Raw genomic sequence first — 2,207 nt, 5'->3', positions numbered from 1 at the left:
AAAAATCTGATGCAAAAATGGAAGAATAAGATCAGGGTCAGGCTGTCCGCCCTGGATAAAAAGAAACTGGTTCTTACAAATATTCCTTATGCTCTGGCTGCTTTCTATGCAGACCGGGCGTTTTTTCTTTACCGGAACAGTCCGGGAGAAGATATGGGGAACAAACTATTATATGCAATGGAACACGCAGACCGGATTTTTGCTGGTTTTGTGTTAAGCAATAACTGGAAAGATCTGCTAGCAGGTATTGTTGTTGCAGTCGTTCTGAAAGTGTTGGTCTGGCAGAAACAGGCAGATGCAAAGAAACTCCGGAAAGGAATCGAGTATGGTTCAGCCAGATGGGGAAATGCAGAGGATATCAAGCCTTATATGTCAGAAGATCCATGGATGAACATTCCATTGACAGCAACAGAAGCATTGACTATGGAAAGTAGACCTAAACAGCCAAAGTATGCAAGAAATAAAAATATAGTGGTCATCGGCGGCAGTGGTTCCGGTAAGACACGTTTTTTTGTAAAACCATCGGTCATGCAAATGAACTGTTCCATGGTCATTACAGATCCGAAAGGCACTTTGATTGAAGAGTGCGGGAAGATGTTAGCAAAGGGACCACCTAAGAAAGATAAGAATGGAAATATCATGAAAGATAAATCTGGAAAAGTGGTACATGAGCCATATGTGATTAAGGTTCTGAATACCATCAATTTTTCCAAGTCCCTTCATTACAATCCATTTGCTTATATACGGTCTGAAAAAGATATCCTGAAGCTGGTGACAACAATCATTGTGAATACCAAAGGCGAAGGGGAAAAAGCTTCCGAAGATTTCTGGGTGAAAGCAGAGAAATTGCTGTACACAGCACTGATTGCTTTTATCTGGTATGAAGGGGATGAAGAGGAAAAGAACCTGAATACCCTTCTGGATCTTTTGAATGAAAGCGAAACCCGTGAAGAGGATGAAACTTACCAGAATCCTGTGGATATGATGTTCCAGGAACTGGAAGAAAGAGATCCGCAGCACTTTGCGGTCAGACAGTATAAAAAATATAAAATGGCGGCTGGAAAGACAGCGAAAAGTATTTTGATATCCTGTGGAGCCAGACTTGCCCCATTTGATATCGCAGAACTTCGTGAGATCATGTCTTACGATGAAATGGAACTGGATAAGATCGGTGACAGGAAAACAGCCTTGTTTCTGATCATGTCCGATACGGATACCACATTCAACTTTGTGATTGCCATGTTACAGTCACAGCTTTTCAATCTGCTTTGTGATAAGGCAGATGATGTATATGGTGGAAGACTGCCGGTGCATGTGCGTGTCATCGCTGATGAGTTTGCCAACATCGGGCAGATTCCTCAGTTTGACAAGCTGATCGCAACTATCCGAAGCAGGGAAATCTCTGCTTCTATTATTTTGCAGTCCCAGAGTCAGCTAAAGGCAATGTATAAGGATAGTGCAGATACCATTCTGGGCAACTGTGATACTACACTTTTTCTTGGTGGCAAAGAGAAAACCACCTTAAAGGAAATGAGTGAGCTTCTGGGGAAGGAAACCATTGACCTGTATAACACTTCGGAGACGAGGAGTAATCAGAAGTCCTTTGGATTGAACTACCAGAAAACAGGCAAACAGCTGATGACGGAAGATGAGATTGCAGTCATGGATGGAGGAAAATGTATCCTGCAGATCCGTGGTGCCAGACCATTTTTCTCGGATAAATATGATATCACGAAACACAAAAACTATCGGCTTCTTGCAGATGAAAACGAGAAGAACCGGTACAAAGTAGAGAAAGAGTTAAATCCACAGTACACACCGAAACCCGAAGAAGAGGTGGAAGTGATTCATGTAGAACTGTCGGAGTAACCTTGGGAATGAACGAAAAATAATGAGGAAAGGAATAACTGACATTAGGTGCGCCGGCTTTTTAGTCGGTGTTTTTTCATTCCCGTAAACACCTGAAAGAAGTCAGTTTTGGTTTATGAATATATGGCATTTTTTAGCAGCGCAATTACAACTTTAAAAACTCTTGTAGTCGCTATCGGCGCAGGTCTTGGTGTGTGGGGTGTCGTGAACCTTCTGGAAGGATATGGAAATGACAATCCCGGCGCTAAGAGCCAGGGCATCAAACAGCTGATGGCTGGTGCCGGAATCATGCTGCTGGGAACTACCCTGATTCCACAGCTGGCAACATTGTTCTCTTA

At 42.8% G+C, this 2,207-nt stretch carries 2 protein-coding genes; both read left to right on the top strand.

The features are described from left to right. Positions 1-9: 9 nt before the first annotated feature. Positions 10-1,869 (top strand): VirD4-like conjugal transfer protein, CD1115 family, encoded by a 1,860-nt coding sequence (locus WMO75_RS19340; protein ID WP_227597995.1) that lies wholly within the window; start codon positions 10-12, stop codon positions 1,867-1,869. A 123-nt stretch (positions 1,870-1,992) separates the two neighbouring features. Next, positions 1,993-2,207, top strand: a 215-nt coding sequence (locus WMO75_RS19335) for a Maff2 family mobile element protein (RefSeq protein ID WP_017144663.1), incomplete at its 3' end; no start/stop codon positions are given.

Origin of the sequence: Blautia intestinihominis, assembly GCF_040096655.1 — a bacterium.
In the GTDB taxonomy this organism is placed as follows: domain Bacteria; phylum Bacillota; class Clostridia; order Lachnospirales; family Lachnospiraceae; genus Blautia_A; species Blautia_A intestinihominis.
The sequence above is the reverse complement of the archived record's forward strand: the minus strand, read 5'-3'. Positions and strand labels throughout refer to the sequence as shown.

What these genes read in the sequence shown, in the direction of transcription:
- WMO75_RS19340 (WP_227597995.1), top strand. Translation starts at nt 10, where the DNA reads ATGCAAAAATGGAAGAATAAGATCAGGGTCAGGCTGTCCGCCCTGGAT.